General features: G+C 37.1%; 18 protein-coding genes. 6 read left to right on the forward strand and 12 right to left on the reverse strand.

Annotated elements, in window-relative coordinates; genetic code table 11:
- Nucleotides 1-171: 171 nt before the first annotated feature.
- The 3 genes from ACFYKX_RS26905 to ACFYKX_RS26915 all read right to left on the reverse strand — a co-directional run bounded on the left by ACFYKX_RS26905 (nt 172) and on the right by ACFYKX_RS26915 (nt 2,852).
- The gene (locus tag ACFYKX_RS26905; RefSeq protein WP_389365371.1) at nt 172-1,491 is read right to left on the reverse strand and encodes a DRTGG domain-containing protein; all 1,320 of its coding nucleotides are present in this window, start codon (nt 1,489-1,491) and stop codon (nt 172-174) included.
- A 108-nt stretch (nt 1,492-1,599) separates the two neighbouring features.
- Complete coding sequence (locus ACFYKX_RS26910; RefSeq protein ID WP_389365373.1) at nt 1,600-1,845, reverse strand: hypothetical protein; 246 nt, start codon at nt 1,843-1,845, stop codon at nt 1,600-1,602.
- Between the two features lie 326 nt (nt 1,846-2,171).
- Nucleotides 2,172-2,852, reverse strand: coding sequence for a metal-dependent hydrolase (locus ACFYKX_RS26915; protein WP_389365375.1), 681 nt, complete (start codon nt 2,850-2,852; stop codon nt 2,172-2,174).
- A 261-nt stretch (nt 2,853-3,113) separates the two neighbouring features.
- On the opposite strand from ACFYKX_RS26915, the gene ACFYKX_RS26920 reads away from it, so the two are divergent.
- Nucleotides 3,114-4,208, forward strand: a complete 1,095-nt coding sequence (locus ACFYKX_RS26920; RefSeq protein ID WP_389365376.1) for a M24 family metallopeptidase — start codon at nt 3,114-3,116, stop codon at nt 4,206-4,208.
- A 227-nt stretch (nt 4,209-4,435) separates the two neighbouring features.
- On the opposite strand, the gene ald is transcribed toward ACFYKX_RS26920, so the two are convergent.
- Nucleotides 4,436-5,557 carry an alanine dehydrogenase gene (gene ald / locus ACFYKX_RS26925; protein WP_389365378.1) on the reverse strand — a complete coding sequence of 374 codons (1,122 nt, stop codon included), beginning with the start codon at nt 5,555-5,557 and terminating at the stop codon, nt 4,436-4,438.
- A 255-nt stretch (nt 5,558-5,812) separates the two neighbouring features.
- Here ald and ACFYKX_RS26930 point away from each other — a divergent pair, with 255 nt between their 5' ends.
- Nucleotides 5,813-7,144, forward strand: coding sequence for a purine-cytosine permease family protein (locus ACFYKX_RS26930; protein WP_389365380.1), 1,332 nt, complete (start codon nt 5,813-5,815; stop codon nt 7,142-7,144).
- A gap of 27 nt (nt 7,145-7,171) precedes the next feature.
- Here the strand turns inward: ACFYKX_RS26930 and ACFYKX_RS26935 are convergent, their stop codons facing one another.
- Nucleotides 7,172-7,330 carry a hypothetical protein gene (locus ACFYKX_RS26935; RefSeq protein WP_389365382.1) on the reverse strand — a complete coding sequence of 53 codons (159 nt, stop codon included), beginning with the start codon at nt 7,328-7,330 and terminating at the stop codon, nt 7,172-7,174.
- Nucleotides 7,331-7,442: 112 nt separating this feature from the next.
- On the opposite strand from ACFYKX_RS26935, the gene ACFYKX_RS26940 reads away from it, so the two are divergent.
- A complete protein-coding gene (locus ACFYKX_RS26940; protein WP_389365384.1) occupies nt 7,443-7,892 on the forward strand; it encodes a universal stress protein in 450 nt (149 codons plus the stop codon).
- A gap of 123 nt (nt 7,893-8,015) precedes the next feature.
- On the opposite strand, the gene argH is transcribed toward ACFYKX_RS26940, so the two are convergent.
- The 4 genes from argH to ACFYKX_RS26960 all read right to left on the reverse strand — a co-directional run bounded on the left by argH (nt 8,016) and on the right by ACFYKX_RS26960 (nt 11,330).
- Nucleotides 8,016-9,413, reverse strand: a complete 1,398-nt coding sequence (gene argH / locus ACFYKX_RS26945; RefSeq protein ID WP_389365386.1) for an argininosuccinate lyase — start codon at nt 9,411-9,413, stop codon at nt 8,016-8,018.
- Entirely contained in the window at nt 9,410-10,618 is a 1,209-nt protein-coding gene (locus ACFYKX_RS26950) for an argininosuccinate synthase (protein ID WP_389365388.1), read from the reverse strand. The genes argH and ACFYKX_RS26950 overlap by 4 nt, the downstream gene beginning before the upstream one ends.
- Nucleotides 10,619-10,793: 175 nt before the next feature.
- Nucleotides 10,794-10,967 carry a hypothetical protein gene (locus tag ACFYKX_RS26955; protein ID WP_389365390.1) on the reverse strand — a complete coding sequence of 58 codons (174 nt, stop codon included), beginning with the start codon at nt 10,965-10,967 and terminating at the stop codon, nt 10,794-10,796.
- A 225-nt stretch (nt 10,968-11,192) separates the two neighbouring features.
- Nucleotides 11,193-11,330, reverse strand: coding sequence for a hypothetical protein (locus tag ACFYKX_RS26960; RefSeq protein ID WP_389365391.1), 138 nt, complete (start codon nt 11,328-11,330; stop codon nt 11,193-11,195).
- Between the two features lie 346 nt (nt 11,331-11,676).
- On the opposite strand from ACFYKX_RS26960, the gene ACFYKX_RS26965 reads away from it, so the two are divergent.
- The 3 genes from ACFYKX_RS26965 to ACFYKX_RS26975 all read left to right on the forward strand — a co-directional run bounded on the left by ACFYKX_RS26965 (nt 11,677) and on the right by ACFYKX_RS26975 (nt 14,023).
- Nucleotides 11,677-12,717, forward strand: a complete 1,041-nt coding sequence (locus tag ACFYKX_RS26965; protein ID WP_389365393.1) for an acyltransferase family protein — start codon at nt 11,677-11,679, stop codon at nt 12,715-12,717.
- Nucleotides 12,718-12,788: 71 nt separating this feature from the next.
- Nucleotides 12,789-13,508 carry a GDSL-type esterase/lipase family protein gene (locus tag ACFYKX_RS26970; protein WP_389365395.1) on the forward strand — a complete coding sequence of 240 codons (720 nt, stop codon included), beginning with the start codon at nt 12,789-12,791 and terminating at the stop codon, nt 13,506-13,508.
- A gap of 200 nt (nt 13,509-13,708) precedes the next feature.
- On the forward strand, nt 13,709-14,023 hold the full coding sequence (locus ACFYKX_RS26975) for a hypothetical protein (protein ID WP_389365396.1): 315 nt from the start codon (nt 13,709-13,711) through the stop codon (nt 14,021-14,023).
- A gap of 108 nt (nt 14,024-14,131) precedes the next feature.
- Here the strand turns inward: ACFYKX_RS26975 and ACFYKX_RS26980 are convergent, their stop codons facing one another.
- The 3 genes from ACFYKX_RS26980 to ACFYKX_RS26990 all read right to left on the reverse strand — a co-directional run bounded on the left by ACFYKX_RS26980 (nt 14,132) and on the right by ACFYKX_RS26990 (nt 16,806).
- The gene (locus ACFYKX_RS26980; protein WP_389365398.1) at nt 14,132-14,644 is read right to left on the reverse strand and encodes a MogA/MoaB family molybdenum cofactor biosynthesis protein; all 513 of its coding nucleotides are present in this window, start codon (nt 14,642-14,644) and stop codon (nt 14,132-14,134) included.
- A complete protein-coding gene (locus tag ACFYKX_RS26985) occupies nt 14,641-15,480 on the reverse strand; it encodes an EcsC family protein (RefSeq protein WP_389365400.1) in 840 nt (279 codons plus the stop codon). The genes ACFYKX_RS26980 and ACFYKX_RS26985 overlap by 4 nt, the downstream gene beginning before the upstream one ends.
- Nucleotides 15,481-15,618: 138 nt before the next feature.
- Nucleotides 15,619-16,806, reverse strand: a complete 1,188-nt coding sequence (locus ACFYKX_RS26990) for an acetate kinase (protein ID WP_389365402.1) — start codon at nt 16,804-16,806, stop codon at nt 15,619-15,621.
- Nucleotides 16,807-17,381: the final 575 nt, after the last annotated feature.

Raw genomic sequence — 17,381 nt, forward strand, 5'->3', positions numbered from 1 at the left:
TTGCCTCGAGCTTCCTTCAGATTCCACGTCACCGTGGACACCCTTGCTTTCAGCTATGTACTTACCGCTACTTGGTCATACTCGGGACTTTCACCCGTTAGAGTTCGCCCATGCTGGGCGAACATAAATAGACCGTTTCGTTATGGCGAAACGGTCTCTATTATTTATCTCTTATTGTCGGTCAATTAACTGACACATCATCATCGCTTTTCCTACTAGTACACCCTCATTAAACACTTCAACATCAACTTTCCCAAATTTCCGTCCTACTTCTAAGACCTTTGGATAAATTTGTATCATACTATCAATTTGAACAGGTTTGATAAAGTAAATCGTCATATTCTCTACTACGAGGTCCCCTTTTTTATAACCTCTTAACACTCCACTAGCTGCTTCTGTAACAATCGTCGTAAATACACCATAGGAAATCGTTCCTAAGTGATTGGTCATTTGTGGAGTAACTTCACAGCGGTAGATATCGTCAGTCTTAGAATCTCCCTTTATTAAAACAAGTTGATTCGTGACAATATCATCAAGTGTCTCACCAACTTGCGGCTGACGTTGGATCATTTGCAAAGCCTTTAACACATCCTGCCTACTGATAATTCCTTCTAGTTTGTTTGAATCATCGACAACAGGGAGTACCTCTATTCCTTCCCACACCATCATATGTGCTGATGAAGCAACACTTGTTTTCCCTCCGACAGTCATCGGGTTTTTGGTCATAATCTTTTCAATGACCGTATCATTTCGACTCCCCATAATATCCTTTGAGGTGACCATCCCTTGAACTTTCATATTTTGGTCGACAACAGGAAAACGACTATGTAGTGTCTCACGATTGTGTTCGTGCCACTTTGAAACAAAATCCGTTGTTTTTAAGAAGATTGTTTCATCGAGAGGAGTTAAGATATCTTCTACAAGAACGATTTCCTTTTTGATTAACTGGTCATAGATGGCTCTATTAATCATGGTTGCAACGGTAAACGTATCATAACTACTCGAAATAATCGGTAGTTGTAGTTCATCCGCTAGTCTCTTAATTTCGTCATCGGTGTCAAAGCCTCCAGTAATAAGAACGGCCGCACCCGCATTCAAAGCATACTCTTGTGCCTTTGTGCGGTTTCCTACGATTAGAAGGTTTCCAGCACCTGTATAACGCATCATTGCTTCCAATTTCATAGCACCAATAACAAATTTGTTCAATGTTTTATGCAATCCTGCACGGCCACCTAAAACTTGGCCATCAACAATATTAACAACCTCAGCAAACGTGAGTTTCTCGATATTTTCTTTCTTTTTTCGTTCAATTCGAATGGTACCAACGCGTTCAATGGTACTTACATAGCCTTTATTCTCAGCGTCCTTAATGGCTCTGTATGCTGTACCCTCACTTACACTCATTGCTTTGGCGATTTGTCTAACAGATATCTTTTCACCTATTGGCAAACCATCAATATATTCTAAAATTTGCTCGTGTTTTGTAGCCAAAATTTCACCCTCTAATTAAAGTTACAATGACTTATCTTTCGTGTCGTATAACTTCATTATAAGGTGAACAGGAAATGTATTCAATTAACAGTCATAGGAGCTATTTGATTATTGGTAAGATCGAACTCTCTGTCTCACTTTTTCTACTTTATATTTAGGTACTGCTTTAGCTCTCCTTTTAGGTGCATACAGTAATGCAGATAAGTTTCCTGCCACAACAAATAATGCTAATAAAAGCCAAGATAACGCAAAAATTCCTTGGGGCCCTTCGCTAAAAACAGATAAGTTCGGTAAAGCGTAATACAACATAACTCCGCATGCTAATAAACAAAGCAAATAGCGATTTTTATTCAACTTAACAACCTCCTAAAATAACTTTATACATATGTATGCGGACATGCTCAAAATAATTAGTTATTACAGGCAAAACTTATAAGTAAGGGGAATAAAGGGTCAAATTAAGTTTGAGCGAGGGAGGATATTACCAACTTTTGATGAGATATTACTAACTTTTTGAACATATTACCAACTTCGAACGAGATATTACCAACTTTTAAAGAGTTATTACTAACTTTGATGTACTTATTACCAACTCTACCCTTTGCTAAAATAAAAGCACCTCCGATTGTTAGATGTGTGTCCAACAATCGGGGTGCAGTTCACCAAAGCACGTACTGTATTTATAGTTCAATTGATTCTCCTGCTTCTAACACTTTGCCAGTTCCCTCTTTTAGCATGTTAACAAATTGGTTAGGATCCTGTTTGATAGGAGGAAATGTGTTGTAATGAATGGGTACAACTGTTTTAGCACTTAGAAGTTCAGCTGCATATGCCGCATCCTCAGGTCCCATTGTATAGTTGTCGCCTATTGGTAAGAATGCCAAATCAATTGGGTGACGGTCACCAATTAACTTCATATCTGAAAACAGCCCCGTGTCTCCTGCATGATAGATCGTTTTTCCTTCCATCATGACAAGCACTCCAGCAGGCATACCACCATAAATAATTTCATTATTTCCTACTTCAAGTCCTGAACCATGAAATGCCGGAGTTAGCTTAACTTTTCCGAAGTCAAACTGATATGCTCCCCCAATATGCATTCCATGAGTTTTAACTCCCTGCCAACTTAAATATGTAGAGATTTCATGATTCGCAATAACAAGTGCATCATTTTTCTTTGCTAATTCAATAGTGTCCCCAACATGGTCTCCATGACCATGCGTTAAAATAATCACATCTGGCTTAACATCCTCAACTTTTAAATCTGTTAGGCCATTTCCCGAAATAAAAGGATCAATTAAAATTGTTTTCTCTTTTGTTTCAATCTTCACTACTGAATGTCCGTGATAAGATACTTTCATTCTATCTCTCCTTTAAACATTACTCACTCATTTTTACTTCAACAAAAAACATTTCATTCCTGCTAATTTTTAAATGAGGTAGTTAACTCCCCTAACCCTTATACCCAAATTGTTTCGTATTTAAGCATTACAACTAGGCAATGCTCCTATTATTTCAGAGACTAATTTATAGAAGATTTTGATATTATATGATTTAGAAGTTTACTTATTACATTATAGTTGTTACTCTCAGAATGAGGAATTAATAAGGGGGCAAACATTTTGAACAAACGACTAAGCAATCTAATGGAATGGATGAAACAAGAAGAAATAGATTTATGTTTTTTAACTTCATCTGATAGTGTGTTTTACTTTAGCGGATTTCACAGTGACCCACATGAACGATTATTAGGGTTAGCAGTTTTCCAAGATTCAGAGCCATTTTTAGTTTGTCCGGCTATGGAAAAGGAAGACGTAAAGAACGCTGGATGGACGAATGAAATTGTTGGTCACGGTGATACAGACAATGCTTGGGAGCTTGTAAATCAAGCTATAACAAAACGACTTAATTCTGTAAGCAAAATAGGAATTGAAAAAGAACACCTGAATGTTGAGAGATTCGAAGAAATCTCTAAATACTTTCCAAAAGCTTCTTTTATTCCGGCGGAACAAAAGATTCGTAAATTACGTCTTGTAAAAGATGAGAAGGAATTATCTATTATTAAAGAAGCATGTGCATTAGCTGATTTTGCCATCGAAGTAGGTTGCTCCGAAATCGCCGAAGGGAAAACCGAACTAGATGTTCTTGCAGCAATCGAATTCGAGCTTAAGAAAAAAGGCGTTAACGAGATGTCGTTCTCTACTATGGTATTAACAGGAGTGAATGCCGCATCTCCTCACGGAACTCCAGGCCTTACAAAGATGCAAAAAGGTGACTTAGTGTTATTTGATCTTGGAGTCGTTTGGAATGGTTACTGTTCAGATATTACTAGAACAGTGGCGTTCGGAGATATCAATGACAAACAGAGAGAAATCTATGAAACAGTTTTAAAAGCCCAATTAGCTGCTCTTGAGGTAAGTAAACCTGGAGTGACATGTGCTGAAGTAGACTCCACTGCTAGAAACATTATTCGTGAAGCAGGGTATGGTGAATACTTCCCTCATCGTCTAGGTCATGGTTTAGGAATTAGTGTCCATGAGTTCCCATCTTTAACAGAAACAAATCCATTACCTTTAGAAAAAGGCATGGTGTTTACGATTGAACCTGGAATTTATGTTCCTGGTGTTGCTGGAGTAAGAATCGAAGACGATGTAGTGGTAACAGATAATGGACTTGAGATATTAACGAAGTTTCCGAAAGAATTACAAGTTATATAAGAAAAGTGCAAGCGCCTTGCTAAGCGCCGTATAAACTGGAGCCCTATCGTATGAGATAAAGGAAACACGGAGAGCGTAGCGATTCGATGTTGACTTATCGTAGGGAGATAGGGTGAAGTTTACTAGGCGCTGGAGCTAGACACCATTCTAATTTGAAAAACTTATACTTCTTACCTAGAAATAACAAAACTCCATGGAGCTTGTCCATGGAGTTTTACTTTTATAAATTACGCACGCTCTAAAAGAGCTCTTGCAGGAGAATACTCTAAACCATGTGATTCAGCAACTGCTTCATAAGTTACAAAGCCGTTTAATGTGTTAATTCCTTTTAATAATGCTTCGTTATCTAGGCAAGCTTGCTCATAGCCTTTGTTAGCAATTTGCACTGCATATGGAACTGTTACGTTCGTTAATGCAATCGTTGATGTACGTGGAACCGCACCAGGCATATTCGCAACCGCATAGTGTACAACATCATGTTTTACATAAGTAGGGTTGTCATGAGTGGTAATACGATCCGTTGTTTCGAATATTCCACCTTGGTCAATTGCAATGTCTACTACTACTGAACCAGGAGTCATTGACACAATCATCTCTTCACTAACTAGCTTCGGAGCTTTAGCACCTGGAATTAATACAGCACCAATTACTAAATCTGAATCCTTAACGGCTTCAGCAATGTTAAGTGGGTTAGACATTAATGTTGTGACATCACTTCCGAAAATATCGTCTAATTGACGTAAGCGATCTGGGCTTAAATCAATGATTGTTACGTTTGCACCAAGTCCAATGGCCATTTTAGCAGCATTCGTACCTGCTACACCACCACCAATGATGGTAACTTTTCCACGCTTAACACCAGGAACACCAGCAAGTAAGATTCCTTTGCCACCGTGAACTTTTTCTAAGAATTGTGCACCAATTTGAGTTGCCATTCTCCCCGCAACCTCACTCATTGGTGTTAAAAGTGGTAAAGTATTGTTAGGAAGTTGAACCGTTTCGTAAGCAATACCTACAACTTTATTCTCAATTAGAGCTTTTGTAAGCTCTGGTTCTGGAGCTAAGTGTAGATATGTAAATAAAATTAAACCTTCGCGGAAATATTTATACTCTGATGGTAGAGGTTCTTTAACCTTCATAACCATTTCCATTGACCATGCTTCTTCAGCTGTTTGAACAATGCTTGCACCTGCATTTACATAATCTGCATCAGTAAATCCAGACCCTAGTCCAGCTCCAGCCTCAATAAATACTTCATGTCCGAATTTCACTAAGTTAACGACTCCAGCTGGTGTCATCGCTACACGATTCTCGTTGTTTTTTATCTCTGTAGGTACTCCGATACGCATGTGCATACCTCCTATAAATTATTCACTTTGAAATAATAAGCCGATACTAATATAACACCTTTGTCCCATTAGAATAAAGAAAAAAATGAAAATACTACTATAACAATAAAGAAAACCCTTACAAAATCTGATTTTCTTATTTAAATTCATACTATTTTAAACATTACATATTGTTAAAAATATCCCCAAACTAGCGTGTCCTCATATAAAATAAACATAGTAGTTCTTATCTCAATAGTATGAAAGGATATGAATATGCAAACAGCTAAAATCCAGACTGCTCAAGTTCCTAGGATAGAAAAACACGGACTTGAGTCTGTCCCTATAGAGCTTAAAACAACAAAATGGTATGAATACTTTATTTTACAGATGTCCTTTTCCGTTAATTCAGGGAATTTTCTTGTTCCTGCTCTAGCAGTAATAAACGGGGGACTTTCATTTTTTTCTGCAGTTTTATCGACTTTATTGGGAGCAGCCATCGCTTTTCTTTTCGTTTCTTATTTAACTTACCCGGGGTCAAAGAATGGGATACCTGCCCAATATGCTATTCGTAGCATGCTAGGCACTATCCCAGCGAGGTATATTTCTTCCCCCATTCGTTCGATAACCTCCTTATACTGGTTTGCAGTTCAAACCATTGGTGGAACAATCGTGCTTATCGAACTCGGGAAAAAAGTGTTTTCGGTAACCATTCCATTTCTACCGGTTGCAATCTTTTTAGCTATCCTAATGAGTGTTCTTGCACTTTTCGGATTTGATACAGTCAAAAAAGCAACGAAATATTTTATGCCCTTGTTAATTTTAGGACAATTAGTGTTATTTTATTTATTTATCCGTGAAACGGCTAATAGCGAGGTAAATCTTCCAATATTCTCGTTAGAAGGGGACATATCTACTTATTTTTTCTATTCTAGCTTGGCATTTGTTCAATACGTTTCAGGCGTCAGTGCCTCTGCTGATATGGCACGCTACTCGAAGTCATCCTCAGGAGCTTTTTGGGGACTTTATGCAGGAAATACATTTGGATTTTTTCTTACTGCTTTACTAGGTGCGCTTTCTGCAACCTTATTAGGTGAATGGAACCCGTTCGTTGCAGCTAGCTCGTTATCATCTTCTCTTATCATTCTAATTCTTATCTTTATTTGCGCCATGGTGTCGATGATATCTATAAATTTAAGTAACGCCTATACAGGGGGATTTAGTCTATTAAATACCTTTCAAACCTTAGGGAGAGTTAAAAGCGCAACATTATTCGGAATCGTTGCTGTAACATTAAGCTGTTTTCCAACTATCGTTAACCAAGCTCAATCCTATATCTCATTGCTCGGTACGCTCATTATTCCTATTTCTGCTGTCATTGTTTCCGACTTTCTCTATATTAAAAAAGGTGCATTAACTGAAGAACATCTAAAAAGTTTATTTTTGAATGAACAATCGGTTAATACAAAAGCTGTTATTTCAATTCTATTTGGGGCCATTCTATATAGCTTTCTCCCCGATCAGTGGTCTCCTGGATTTATAACCTTTGTAGTGACAATTTTCCTTTATTATTTCGTATATATATTCCAACAAAAAAAGGTGGAGTAGGCTGTTGCCTCTCCACCTTTTTTACACTTACTTATCATCCGTTGCTGAATCGTAATTTTGAAGTTGGCCATCTTCTTGATCAATGACCCCACTATTGTAAGAATCCATGATTTGTTGACTAACATCGGAATCCTCTTGATTGCTATAAATATAATGGGATTGACCTTTTGGTTGTTTTTTTTCCATCGCCCTCTAATCTCCTTTTTAAGAAAATGATTTCTTTACATATTGTTCGAAATTCTGCTACAGATATGCACAACATAAGTACTGTATAATTAAGGTAAAGGAGGAGATTATTATGAGTCTCACTTATAAAAATATTTTAGTTGCAGTAGATGGATCCAAAGAAGCAGAATGGGCCTTTAAAAAAGCCATTGAAGTCGCAAAAAGAAACCAAGCGAAAATCGTACTCGCACACATCATAGATACACGTACATTTGCAACAGTAGAGGCATACGATCGTACAATTGCAGAGAGAGCCGATCGCTTTGCAACTGAATTGATGGAAAACTATAAAAAAGAAGCCTTGGATGCGGGAGTATCTGAAGTAAGCTATGAAATTGATTATGGTTCTCCAAAAGTAAAAGTACCTAAGGACATTGCTAAAAAGCATCAGGTTGACTTAATTATTTGTGGAGCAACTGGTCTGAATGCTGTCGAACGTTTCCTAATCGGAAGCGTATCAGAGCATATTACACGTTACGCTCCTTGTGATGTATTAGTGGTTCGTACAGATAAAGAAGAATAACGGATAAAGCAAAAGCACGCTGTATTTTTTGTTACGCTCCCCCATAAGAATCAGACTTTTATTTTTAAATCTGTCTACCTATAGGGGAGCATATCATTTTCTACAGCGTGCTTTTAAAATTTATTACTTCACACTTTCAGTTACTTGAGGTAGCACCATCTCTGCCTTTTCGAGTGCTTTTCGAATTTGTTCAAATCCTGTACCACCTGCACTGTTTCTTCGTTGGACTGCAGTAACAGGATTTAACACCTTATAAATATCATCTTCAAACAGATGACTCGCCTCTTTAAACTCCTCCATCGTTAAATCAACCAGGAAGCAATTCTTTTTCACACATGCTAGTACTAACTGCCCTACAATCTCATGTGCCTCACGGAAAGGGAGTCCCTTTCCTGACAAATAGTCTGCCAATTCTGTTGCATTAGAAAAATCATTTTTTGTAGCGGATTCCATCTGAGCTTTATTTACTTTCATCGTATTTAGCATGCCAGCAAATATTTTCAGAGATCCAACTAACGTCTTAACAGTATCGAACATTCCTTCTTTATCTTCCTGCATATCTTTGTTATAAGCTAACGGGAGACCCTTTAACACGGTTAATAATCCTACCAGGTTTCCGTAAACTCTACCCGTTTTTCCACGGATGAGCTCAGCCATATCGGGATTTTTCTTTTGAGGCATTATACTACTTCCTGTTGAGAAACTATCATCAAGTTCAATGAAGCGAAACTCTTGACTTGACCAGAGGATAATTTCCTCGGCTAATCGAGATAAATGCATCATTAAGATAGAACTTGATGACATAAATTCTAAAATAAAATCTCGGTCACTAACAGCATCTAAGCTATTTTCATAGATTCCCTCAAATCCTAAAAGGTGAGCTGTGTACTCACGATCAATCGGGAAAGTTGTTCCTGCTAGTGCTCCTGCTCCTAAAGGCGATATGTTTATTCTTTTTAAACTCTCCGTTAGTCGGTCTTTATCTCTTTGTAGCATCCAAAAGTATGCCATTAAGTGATGGGCAAAGGAGATTGGCTGGGCTCTTTGTAAATGCGTATATCCCGGCATGATTGTTTCGACATGCTGTTTTGCCTGATTTAATAAAGCCTCTTGCATTTCTACAACAAGCTCTATAATTAAGTTTACTTGATTACGCAAATACAAATGCATATCGGTTGCTACTTGATCATTTCGACTACGACCTGTATGAAGCTTACCTCCTACAGGCCCAATTATATCTGTAAGCTGACTCTCTAAATTCAGGTGAATGTCTTCAAGCTTTACTGAATATTCAAGTTCACCATTTTTAGCCTTCTCCTTTAAGGTTTTTAATCCTTCCTTTATGGTATCAGTTTCTAATTCAGAGATAATTCCACATTTCCCAAGCATCGTAACATGGGCTATGCTCCCATCTATGTCTTCTAACACTAACTCCTGGTCAAAAGAGATCGAGGCACCAAACTCATCTACCCATTCTTCTGCTGATTTTGTAAACCTTCCACCCCAAAGCTTCTTACTCACACTGTCACCTTCTTAGCATTTTGAACCATGCTTTGGACCTTTGTAGGGAGACCCCATAAATTAATAAATCCAACAGCAGCACTGTGATCGAACTCATCGTCTGACGTGTAGGTAGCTAACTTTTCATCATATAAAGAGTACGGCGATTTTCTTCCTTCAACAATCGCATGACCTTTAAACAGCTTCACACGTACAGTTCCAGTAACATGCTTTTGTGTTTCTAATAGGAAAGCCTGTAATGCTTTTGTTATCGGTGAGAACCATAATCCATCATAAATAATTTCAGTCATTTTCTTTTCAATAACAGGTTTAAAGTGAGCAACTTCTTTTACTAGTGTTAAATCCTCTAACTCTTTATGAGCTTTTATAAGGGTAATTGCACCTGGACACTCATAAATTTCACGTGACTTGATCCCAACTAGACGATTTTCAACGTGATCAATTCTACCCACACCATGTTTACCTGCTACTTCATTTAATTTTAAAATTAAATCCGCAAGTGAGTAAGCTGTTCCATTCAAAGCAACTGGAATCCCCTTACTAAATTCAATTTCCACGACATCTGATACATCTGGAGTATTTTCTAGGCTTAATGTTAAATCATACGCTTCCTCAGGAGGGGCTGCCCAAGGATCTTCTAATACACCGCACTCACAGCTTCTCCCCCATAAGTTTTGATCAATAGAAAACGGGCTATCTAGATTAATAGGAATAGGTACACCATTCTGTTTTGCATATTCAATCTCTTCTTCACGTGACCATCCCCACTCACGAACTGGAGCAAGTACCTTTAAATTAGGATTTAACGCGTTGATTGAAACCTCAAAACGCACTTGGTCATTTCCCTTTCCTGTACATCCATGCGCTACAGCAACAGCGCCTTCTTTTTCAGCTACTTCTACAAGTTTTTTTGCAATCAACGGACGTGATAAGGCAGAAACAAGCGGGTACTTCCCTTCATACAATGCATGTGATTGAAGGGCAACTAATGCATAATCATTAGCAAACTCTTCTTTAGCATCAATAACATAAGAAGCAACCGCTCCTACTGTTAATGCTTTTTCTTTTATAAAAGCCAAGTCCTTGCCTTCACCGACATCAAGGCAACAAGCTACCACTGAGTATCCTTGATCTTGTAACCATTTTACTGCAACCGATGTATCTAATCCCCCAGAATATGCGAGTACTACTTTTTGATTCGCCATTTTTTCTCCTCCTATATATTGAATAATTATTCATTTATTTATATTTTTATACTTTTATTATCTGTTTATCAATTTAACAATTTTGAAATGTTTTTTCAATACTTATTCGTAAATTTGTATAAAAATAATAAAGAAATTGGAGAATGAAAGTCACAATGGAGTTCGAGACCTAAATCTAATAGTTTTGTTTGGAGGTAAATATGGGGTAATATTGCCAAACTGTATATAACAAGGTTGATTCAATAAACTTTTGCATAAATTGATTATTTAAGTTAATGTTCTTTCCAATGGTTGTTGTCTCTTCAGACTTTATCACTCTTATCGAGGCTAGTGTCAGAAGTTGGTTCATCTTCTGACTTCAGCCTCCTTACTTCGCCTTCCTCTGTCCGAAGTTGGTTCATCTTCTGACTCTAGCCTTCTTACTTTGCCTTCCTCTGTCCGAAGTTGATTGATCTTCTGACTCTAGCCTTCTTACTTCGCCTTCCTCTGTCCGAAGTTGATTGATCTTCTGACTCTAACCTTCTTACTTCGCCTTCTCTGTCCGAAGTTGATTGACCTTCTGACTCTAGCCTCCTTACTTCGCCTTCCTCTGTCCGAAGTTGATTGATCTTCTGACTCTAGCCTTCTTACTTTGCCTTCCTCTGTCCGAAGTTGATTGATCTTCTGACTCTAGCCTTCTTACTTCGCCTTCCTCTGTTCGAAGTTGGCTCATCTTCTGACTCTAACCTTCTTACTTGGTCCTCCGCTGTCAAAATTGAACTCACCTTTTGACTCTATCACTCTTATTAACTCTTCCTCGGTCCTAAGTAGCCTAACGCTATAGGGATTCATTCTCTTGTTGGTTAATTCCCTATCTAAAATTAATTAGTAGAACAGGTCTTCCAAATAAAAATATCTGTTAATTGTAATAAATATTAGCAACGATTTAAAAAATGTAACTCCTCTGTCACAGGTTTACAAGTCAGTTACACTTGTATTAAAACGGTTTAAAATGAATATTTTCATGCGAATATTATAGTGGCCAATACGTGAGGGTGGAAAAATATTAGGAGGTTACTATGAATATTCGTGATGCTTACTATGACAATGCAAAATTTCTACTAATTTTCTTAGTAGTCTTTGGACACTTCATTCAATCCTTTATTGATGAGAGTAAATTAATCTATACGTTATATACAACGATTTACCTTTTTCATATGCCTGCATTCATTTTGATTTCTGGTTACTTTGCTAGAGGGTTTCGCAAGAAGGGCTATTTAGCAAAAATAACTAAAAAACTAATTGGGCCATATTTAATTTTTCAGGGGATTTACTCCATTTATTATTTTGTAATACGTGGTTGGGAACCAACAGAATTAGATCCACTAAATCCACAATGGTCATTATGGTTTCTAGTTAGTTTATTTTTCTGGAATTTAATGCTCTTTTTGTTTACAAAATTTAAATCAAGTTATGCCATTTTAATCTCATTTGGATTAGGAATAACGGTTGGTTACTTGGATATTGTCAGCAATTATTTAAGTCTGTCCCGAACCATAGTGTTTTTCCCGCTCTTTTTATTGGGCTATTACTTTAAAAAAGAGCATTTTGAAACATTACGCAATAAAAAAGTTAAACTTCCAGCCTTTGTACTATTGATTATAATCACAGCTGCTTTTTATATCCTTCCTGAGTTTGACTATAAATGGTTATTTGGCTCTAAACCCTACCACGCATTTGACCAGACAGGATTGTATGGTGGAATAGTACGGCTAGGAATCTACAGTCTTACATTGATCGCAACATTCAGCTTCTTGGCACTTGTTCCAAGGAAGAACCTCTTTTTTACCAAATGGGGGGCTAGCTCCATCTATATTTATCTCTTACATGGTTTTGTGGTTCAATATTTTCGCCATAGTCCATTTGTGGAGTATGTAAAGGATTCTGAGCAAATTTTTGTGATGCTCGTTGTTTCAATGATGATCACAGCCATCTGCTCGAGTAGCTGGATGAAAGCTTTAGCACAACCTATGATCGAACTTAAATTTACGACGTTAAGAAACATGGTTTTAAATACTGAAAGCAAAACTCAATCAAGTTCCTATTGGAATAAAGGGTAACAGTCCTATTTACATGAAAACCCCTGTTCAAGCATAAAATAACAGATACCAAATAATAGCAGGGGTTTTTTATGAAAAAAATATTAATCATTGGCTGTGCCGTTATGGTAATCATCATTTCAGGAATTTTCACTAATAAAATCTACTCACAGAATTCAGGTAGGTTACATGTCGTCTCATTAGGTGATTCTATTACCTATGGCACAGGCGACCCGTTAAAAAAAGGCTATACCGAAAGATTTAAAGAGCAATACACACTACAAAAAGGGATACCCGTCCATTTAGATAATTTCGGGGTTCCAAAATATACGACTGAGGATCTGTTAGAACAGCTTAACAACCAAAAAGTTATGAACAAAATTCAGAAAGCCGACTATATTACTTTGTATATTGGGACAAATGACTTCCGTAAAAGTGCGGAGCGGAAGTTTGATACCATTAATATAGATAATCTAGAAGTAGGGAAAAACAAGTATGCTAATAACGTAAATACCATTTTAGAAAAAATAAGAACGGAGACAGATGCACATGTCTTTGTACTTGGCCTATATCACCCGTATACAGAATTTAAAAATGACCAGCAGCTACTTACATTGATACATCAATGGAATGAGGAAATTAACAAAACGATTACTCAATTTGAGGGGACGACGTTTATTCCCATCCTAGATTTATTTCAAAATTCACCTAAGGAAGATTACTTTGCCGACTCCCTTCATCCTAACTCAGCAGGCTATCAACAGATTGCAAACCGGGTTTTAGAAAAGGTATTGCTTTACGAAAATAATTAGTGAATAAGGTATCAAATGTAGAAGTTCTCGCTCCACAAATAGGAGAGTGAGAACTTTTGCATATCAAAATCCCTTAAACTTATTTCACTTTTATGCATGTTTCGTCTTTCTCCCTTTCCTAAGCTAGTACAGTTTGAGCATGGAATGATTTTTGATAGTATAGTAGAATAGAAGCAACAAAGAAGTTGGGGGCATTATGTATGGAGGACTTTTTTTCACATAACGAGAGGCTAGGAATTCCAATCCCTGTACTGTATCAAGAATGGGATCAATATTCGAAGGAAACTCAACAATCGATTTTATTCCAGTGGGAGAAAATCAGGGGGAGAATTCCAGATCGTATAGCTGATTTAGAAGAAGTGATTAATACCAAACAGGCTCAGCTTTCAGATGAAAGTGATTTTATACGTTCATGCCAATTGAACAGCGAGATAGCTGAATTAGCTTCAATTATTAATGATCTTTGGCTTTGGTACAGAGCAAATCAAAATATTTCTGAAAAACTTCATCAATAAATAAGAAAAGCTGAAGCACCTTGCTCAGCGCTTGCGCTAGACCAGACCAGTCCAGTTTAAAAAAATAAAAAAGCCAAAATGATACGCACAATCATTTTGGCTTTTCATTTACAAATCTTTTTTCAACTCTCTTACAACATGCCCCAATTCAGGCAAGATCAATTTATTCATGGCAAGTTTCACGGCACCGGTGGACCCAGGTGTTGAAAATACGGCTGTATCATTCACAACTCCTGCTATGGCACGAGAGAGAATGGCAGCTGAACCGATGTCTTCTGTGTAACTCAACATTCGAAACAGCTCACCAAATCCACTTATCTCTTTGTTGAATAGAGCCTGAACAGACTCAATGGTAACATCTCTTTTCGCAATCCCTGTGCCTCCGTTTGTCAGAACCACGTCAATTCGAGTATCCTCACAACCCGTTTGAACCTCTCTTTGAATCTCTTCCCGATTATCTTTTACAATGACATAATCAACAATTTGATGACCCTTCTCTTCTAATAACGCAATCATCGTTTGACCACTCTTGTCAGTATCCTTTGTTCTCGTATCACTCACTGTAATCACCTTGCAATTCACACGTTGTGGTGCTTCTTTTTTATGTTCAGTGGTGCTCATTCATTGCTCTCCTTCTCTAATAAATATCTCATTTGATAATAGTTGTGGGCGAAGTCAGTCACTTTTCGTGTTAACTGATAATTGCTACCAGCCCCAATTGCCATACTTACGAAAGGAATCCCTTGTAATGTTTTATTTCTAAGTAAAATAATCGCAAGCCCTTTGAAAAGTTGCTTAATAGGCTGCTCCAACCATGAGATATCCGTTAAATCCTCTTCACCTTCATAGAAGTAGAAATCTTCTTGCTCTTTTAAGTCATTCATTAACTGATCCCACCCTTGGCTTTGCAATCTAGCTGGTAAAGTGGCAGAGTGGAAAACCTTTAAGGAAGTCATCATTTCAAAAGGATTGTTTACCTCGTATCCATATGTCATCGCAATTAACTGAACTACTCTTATATTGATAACGGCTGCTGCTGGAATATCAGTCCCGAGTAATATCGTTCCTCCTGTTCCGGCAAGTCCCCCTTGAGTAAAAGAGTATAGGCGATGGCGTGCAATCTGTTGTTGTGCTATGTATTTTAATTGGTCTATATTTAAACTTCTTAAATCCTCTAACTTTTCTATATTCTCATCAAAGATCCGACCAGCTGACAAAATTCTTTCTTTTGCATCTAGTTGAATTTGAGTTCCTTGAATTAAAGCATGTAGATGGAATAACCAGCTATCAAGAGCAGAAAAAAATTGTTTTTGAACATGTTCAGGAAGGAGCGAAAAAGAACGTTCTAAATATTTATCGTAAGTAAGTTCAAGATCATTTGGACGATAATCATAAAGCTTGTTTTCCCATTCCTTAATTCCCGATAGCACGACTTTTTCCCGTTCTGTTAACGCCATACTAAAACCCTCCTAACAAACTGTGTACTTTTTATAGTATATCACACACTTAGCTAATTTTTCCTACAGCTCTCTAAGTCATACAATGCTCCAAAAAGAAAAGACAAAAGCATAAACGCCTTTGTCTTTAAGATATAATTATTTAGAAAGTCTCACTACATCTCTTGCAATCATCACTTCTTCATTTGTTGGGATAATCATGACCTTAACAGGAGAGTGAGGATAGTTGATAAAAGCTTCTTCTCCACGAACTTTATTTAGAGCTGGGTCAAAGTAAACGCCCATGAATTCAAGACCTCTTAGTACACGTTCACGGATCACATCACTGTTTTCACCGATTCCAGCAGTAAAGATAATTGCATCTACTCCATACATACGAGACGCGTAAGAACCAATGTATTTATGAATTCGATTTGCAAATACCTCTAGAGCTAACTCAGCTCGTTCATTTCCTTGTTTAGCTTCTACTTCAATATCACGCAAATCACTTGAAAAACCGGAAACACCTAACATACCAGACTTCTTGTTTAAAACATCTAATACTTCATCAGCAGTTTTATTTGTTTTTTCCATGATGAAAGGGATTAAAGCTGGATCAATATTCCCTGAACGAGTACCCATCGTAACACCAGCTAAGGGAGTGAATCCCATTGAGGTGTCAATTGATTTACCACCTTCAATAGCGGCAATACTAGCCCCATTCCCTAAATGACATGAAATTAATCGAAGCTGTTCGACCGGACGATTCAGCATTTCTGCTGCACGCTGAGAAACATACTTGTGGGAAGTTCCATGGAAACCATATTTACGAATGCCGTAGTTTTTGTAATACTCATACGGCAAACTGTAAAGGAAAGAGCTCTCTGGCATTGTTTGATGAAAAGCTGTATCGAAAACACCTATAGAAGGAACTTCTGGAAGAGCCTGTTGGAATGCTCTAATCCCTGTAATATTAGCTGGGTTATGTAAAGGTGCTAATTCAGAAAGCTCATGAATTTTTTCAATTACTTCTTCAGTCAGTAGAACGGAATCGTTAAAAGCTTCTCCTCCGTGTACAACACGGTGTCCAATTCCATCAATTTCATCGAGTGATTGAATAACACCAAGCTTAGTTAATTTCTCTAGCAACATTTTTACCGCAACATCGTGATCTGGAATATCCGTTGTTTCTGTTACTTTTTCACCCTTAACCGTTATGCTAAAAATAGAATCATTTAATCCAATCCGCTCAATTAATCCTTTTGTTATAACTTCCTCACTAGGCATATCAAATAGCTGAAATTTCAGTGACGAGCTCCCAGCATTTATCGCAATTATTTTTGCCATTTTAAAAACCGCTCCTTACTTCCATTTTATGTATTCCTTGATTACTAAACCAATCCATTTTATCCTTTTTGAGAAATCAAAATTACTAATCATGTAACTGATAACACAAACTTATTTTGTACAATATATACTATTTCTATCTCTCAATTCCTCATTTAAACATTCTATAATCTTCATTTCAACAAAATCATTTTGTTGTTATCGTTTTCAATTAAAAATAAATATTTTCTGAATATAATAAACTTCTTTGTCAGTGAAATGTCTTTTTAAAAGGCTCTTCTTCATAAACTTTATTGCTGTTTAAATACTTTAAACTCCTTCTATTCGAATTATGGTGCTGTTTTCTTTATTTTAGGAAGAAAAGATGCCACAAAGCAGGATAGAATCCGTGTTGGAGACCATATGCGAATAGCAACAATGTATGCGAAAACAGCTTTTTAAAAAGAAAAAAGAGGCTGGGACAAAACCCTCCTCTGAAATGAAAAAGCCTGTGAAGTTTTACGAGAGTAAAATTTCACAGGCTTTGATTATTTTTTAAATAAAAAATAAGGACATTCTCTGTTAAAATTAAGTTA

Origin of the sequence: Cytobacillus spartinae (genome assembly GCF_042865285.1) — a bacterium.
Lineage (GTDB): Bacteria > Bacillota > Bacilli > Bacillales > Cytobacillaceae > Robertmurraya_A > Robertmurraya_A spartinae.